This is a genomic window from Rhodococcus sp. MALMAid1271 (assembly GCF_049195265.1).
In the GTDB taxonomy this organism is placed as follows: Bacteria; Actinomycetota; Actinomycetes; order Mycobacteriales; family Mycobacteriaceae; genus Rhodococcoides.
Map to the genome: position 1 here is coordinate 1 of NZ_JBMIRQ010000072.1, position 4,446 is coordinate 4,446.

Here is a 4,446-nt window from a genome sequence, read left to right on the forward strand (position 1 = left end):
CTCGGTGAGAACGTGGCCGAGACGGTGAACCGATCTCCTCGAATCACTGTGTGCCGCAACTCCACCGGCCGGGAATTCATGCAACCCAAGCGGCGGATCGACAGCGCGGCGGTCTTCGAGTCGAGTTCGAGTGCTGCCGCATCCTCCGGATCCGGGACGACGGCAGTGACGTCCTCGCGGCCACCGGTCAGGCGGATTCCGCAGCGTTGCTCGAGCTCGATGTACAGAGCCGTGTGAGTGAAGTCCGCATCCAGGAGGTCGCGTGCCAGATCCCCCGGCAACCAGGCATGGTCGAGCGCCAACGGCATGGTCCCTGCCATACGGATGCGCTCCAGGTAGAGCAGCGGAGCCTTGGGACCGACCTGCAAGGTGGCGGCCACCGCGGGGTCGGTCCGCAGTTCGAGTGCACGCACCACGCTGTGCTGAGCCACTCCCGTGGCTTCCACGGCAGCGAAGAGACTGTAGAGCGCACCGAGCGGTTGCTCGATCACCGGCGGAGCCGCCAACCGAGAAGGCCGGCCACGCTCTGCAATCAAGATGCCTTCGTTCCGCAGGTGTCGCAGGGCCTCGCGGGTGGTGTGACGGCTCACGCCGTAGCTCGTCGTCAACGCATGCTCGCCCGGGAACTCGGAGCCGGCGAATTCGTCGTCACCGATTCGGCGGACCAGATCGGCATGCAGTTGCGCCCACAGCGGCATCGCACTGGAGCGGTCGAGCGCGGCACTGCGATCGGGTTCAACCATCAAAGGCCCTCCTGTCGATCTGTGTATTCGATCAGACTGTTTCGAGGTTGTGCTCGGCCCAGGCGGCGTAGCTGCCCTCGAGTTCGACAACTCGGTAGCCGGCGCGGCGCAATGCGCTGGCTGCGACCGCGTTACGGACGCCGCTCTGGCAGTAGGTCACGATCGGACCGCCCGTGGGCAGTCCATCGAGGTTCCACAGCAATCGGCCACCGCTGAGTTGTTCGGAACCAGGTATGTGGCCGTCGGCATGTTCGGTCTTGTTGCGCACGTCCAGCACCATTGCCGGGTCGAACGAATCCAGCTCGTCCGCACCGATCGTCTCGGGTGTCGTCATGGGGAGTCCTCGTAGACTTGTGATGTACCCGGTCACCGTATCGATGCCGACCCGCAGCAGGTGATCACGTAGCTCGTCGGCGACGGCGTGGTCCTCGGCGAGCACCACCAGTGGAGTGTCCTCTCGCTCGGGGTCGTAGACCCAGGCACCGAACGAGGCTGCCTTGCCGATGCCGGGAATGTTGAGCGCTCCGGGGACAGCGCCGGCGTGCACCTCGTCTTGGCCGCGGGTGTCGAGGAGGACGACCTCGTCGGAATCGAGGGCGCGTGCCAATTCGGTGGAGTCGTACTCGTGCAAGGGAGAGAGTGGCCCGAGAACGACCGGGCCCTGCTTGTTCTGACGCTTCATCCGGCCGAAGTAGGCGTGTGCATCCGGTTGGCCGTCGAGCATCTCATCGACGAAGCCCTGCTCGTCGTCGCGCTCGACATACCCGGCCCACCAAGCGAAACGGCGTTCGTAGCCGACGCTGGTCGACGGGAGCGCGCCGAGAGCTTTTCCGCAGGCGCTGCCCGAACCGTGACCCGGGAAGACCTGGATATAATCCGGCTGCGTGACAAATGACCGCTTGAGACTGCGGAAAATCTGTTTTGCCCCCTCGAAACGGGTGTCGACACCGTCGGCAGCTTCGTCGAGTAGGTCCGGGCGGCCGAGATCGCCGGCAAAAACGAAGTCGCCCGTCAACATGTATCCCGGAGAATCGGCGAAGGCACCGTCGGTCACCAGGAACGAGAGGTGCTCCGGGGTGTGACCGGGCGTGTGAACGGCTTGCACGGTGATGTTGCCCAGAGCCAGCGTGTCGCCGTCGTGGAGGCGTTCGGCATCGAAGCCGTACTGCCAGTCGTCGCCGCCCTCTCCTGAGACGTAGGTGGTCGCGCCGGTGGCCTCGGCCAGCTCGCGGGTGCCGGACAGGTAGTCGGCATGGATGTGGGTCTCGGTCACGGCGGTGATGGTCATGCCATGCCGATCGGCCAGGTCCAGGTACACACCGATGTCGCGGCGGGCGTCGACCACCACTGCCTCTCCCTTGGCCTGGCAGCCGATGAAGTATCCGGCTTGGGCGAGGTCTTCGTCGTAGATGCGTTCGAGAAGCATTCAAATCTCCTTGTCGATCGTGGCGGCGTTCGTGCAGATGAAGAAGTAGTCCCACCCGGCGGGGGTGTGTTCAACAGGTTCGGCACGCACTGCAAGGGTCGTCGACCAACACGTCTGTCTCTGCCGGGACGGGGGAAGAAAATTCGACCGACCCGAGTGTGGCGTTCGTCGCGATCGGCGACTAGCCTCCTTAAATGTACGTACATCCGTACGAACAATCAAGAAGGGGCGATATTCCCCGCCCCACGCCAGCCGAATCGAGACCGCGCTTACCGAGCTCGTGTCACGAACAGGAGGACCACATGTCCGCGCACACCATCGACCACAAGGTCGCCATCATCGGTGGCGGCAACGCGGGTATCTCGCTCGCGGCACGTCTGCGGCGAGCAGGAATGACCGACATCGGCGTCATCGAGCCGGCAGAGACCCACTACTACCAACCGCTGTGGACCCTCGTCGGTGGTGGCCGCGCCCCGGCCGCGGAAAGTGCGCGCAGCGAGGCGTCGGTGATGCCGCAGGGCGTCGGCTGGATCAAGGATCGAGCAGAGGGGGTCGACCCCGATGCCCAGACGGTCAGCACCTCCTCGGGAACCACCGTGCACTACGACCACCTGGTGGTGTGCCCCGGTATTCAACTGGACTGGGACTCCGTTCCCGGCATGGCCGAATCGATCGACACCCCGCAGGTCTCGAGCAACTATCGCTACGATCTCGCACCCAAGACGTGGCAGATGATCCAGAAGATGCGTTCGGGCACCGCCGTGTTCACGATGCCCTCCGGCCCCATCAAATGCGCGGGTGCGCCACAGAAGATCGCGTACCTCGCGGCCGACTACTGGCGCGAGCAGGGCGTGCTCGACGCCATCCGAGTTGTCCTCGTCCTGCCCACGCCCGGAATGTTCGGGGTGCCGGTCTTCGCCGAGGAGCTCGAGCGGGTGATAGCGCGCTACGGCATCGAGGTGCGTAAGAACAGCGAGGTCACCGCCGTCGATCCCGACGGCCGCTCGGTGACGATCACCGACAATGCTGCGGGAGTGAGCGAAGAGCTACCCTACGACCTGCTCCACGTCGTACCGCGCCAATCCGCACCGGACTGGATCAAGGCCAGCCCCATAGCGGACCCCGACAACCCCGCCGGATACGTACAGATCGACAAGAACACTCTGCGGCACAACAGATTCGGCAACATCTTCGCCCTCGGTGACGCCGGATCCTCGCCGAATTCCAAGACCGGTGCCGCCATCCGCAAGCAAGCACCCGTGGTCGCCGAGAACCTGCAGGCGAGCATCGCCGGCCGTCCGCTGACCGCGCAGTACGGCGGCTACGCGTCCTGCCCCCTGACGACCTCACGTAACACAATGCTTCTCGCCGAATTCGACTACACGATGCAGCCCGCACCCTCTATCCCGTTCATCGACACCACCCACGAACGCCGCGACATGTGGTTCCTGAAGAGGCGCGGTCTGCCGGCGCTGTATTGGAACGCCATCCTCACCGGCCGAGCGTGAGCGATAGACCGCCGCACAGCCATGACCGCGAGGGCGACCTGAGCCACTATCGGTCGGTGTTCGAGGCCATCGAACGACGCGTGATACCCGAGGTGGTGATTACCCGGCTCACGCCGCATCTGCTCGTTCTGGCGTCGGCGGCCGTAACCGGAATCGTTCTTCCGCACACAGGCGCAGCGCACGGGTACCACGTTCTTCTTCGCACCGCGCGCGCCGATGCGGAATCAGCTGGGGTCTTGGCGACGCTGTTCACTGCATTCAGCGTCACGTTCACCGTTAGGTGGCCTCGATCGCGCGTCTGGTTCGGCGGTTCCGTTGGGCCGCTTTGGCATTAGCGGGCAACGGCGTCACCATGGTGTTCGGTGTGCTCGCGATCTGGTCGCGGCAATCACTGGCTCCGGTTGCGGCGTACACGGGGCCGTCGATCGGGCTGTATCTGGGCGCGGTGGCAGCCGTGCTGTCCACAGCGCTCTGGGCCCGTGCGGTGTTCACCCACCCGCACGGACCCCGCTGACCTGATTCCGGCCGACTGCTGCGCCGACCTCAGGCGAGGGCGAGAAACAGCTTCTCGAGCTCCGCTTCACTCATCTTCTCGCCCGTTTCCGCTCCCGTGATGCACTCGCGGAGTCCGGTGGCGACGATCTTGAACCCGGCCCGGTCGAGCGCCTTCGACACCGCAGCCAGCTGGGTGACGACGTCTTTGCAGTCACGGCCACTTTCGATCATGGCGATCACGCCTGACAGCTGGCCCTGTGCACGCCGTAGGCGG

At 64.9% G+C, this 4,446-nt stretch carries 5 protein-coding genes; 2 read left to right on the forward strand and 3 right to left on the reverse strand.

Annotated elements, in window-relative coordinates; genetic code table 11:
- Together ACOQFP_RS10275 and ACOQFP_RS10280 are read right to left on the reverse strand one after the other, a co-directional pair.
- On the reverse strand, positions 1-743 hold a 743-nt coding region (locus ACOQFP_RS10275), incomplete at its 3' end, for a GntR family transcriptional regulator (RefSeq protein ID WP_421584256.1).
- A gap of 31 nt (positions 744-774) precedes the next feature.
- Positions 775-2,169: an MBL fold metallo-hydrolase gene (locus tag ACOQFP_RS10280; protein ID WP_421584257.1), complete on the reverse strand. Its 1,395-nt coding sequence runs from the start codon at positions 2,167-2,169 to the stop codon at positions 775-777.
- A gap of 302 nt (positions 2,170-2,471) precedes the next feature.
- On the opposite strand from ACOQFP_RS10280, the gene ACOQFP_RS10285 reads away from it, so the two are divergent.
- Positions 2,472-3,677, forward strand: a complete 1,206-nt coding sequence (locus ACOQFP_RS10285) for an NAD(P)/FAD-dependent oxidoreductase (protein ID WP_206491142.1) — start codon at positions 2,472-2,474, stop codon at positions 3,675-3,677.
- Between the two features lie 280 nt (positions 3,678-3,957).
- A complete protein-coding gene (locus ACOQFP_RS10290) occupies positions 3,958-4,191 on the forward strand; it encodes a hypothetical protein (protein WP_421584258.1) in 234 nt (77 codons plus the stop codon).
- 29 nt (positions 4,192-4,220) lie between these two features.
- Here ACOQFP_RS10290 and ACOQFP_RS10295 read toward each other — a convergent pair.
- On the reverse strand, positions 4,221-4,446 hold a 226-nt coding region (locus ACOQFP_RS10295; protein ID WP_421584259.1), incomplete at its 5' end, for a metal-sensitive transcriptional regulator.

What these genes read in the sequence shown, in the direction of transcription:
- ACOQFP_RS10280 (WP_421584257.1), bottom strand. Translation starts at nt 2,169, where the DNA reads ATGCTTCTCGAACGCATCTACGACGAAGACCTCGCCCAAGCCGGATAC.
- ACOQFP_RS10285 (WP_206491142.1), top strand. Translation starts at nt 2,472, where the DNA reads ATGTCCGCGCACACCATCGACCACAAGGTCGCCATCATCGGTGGCGGC.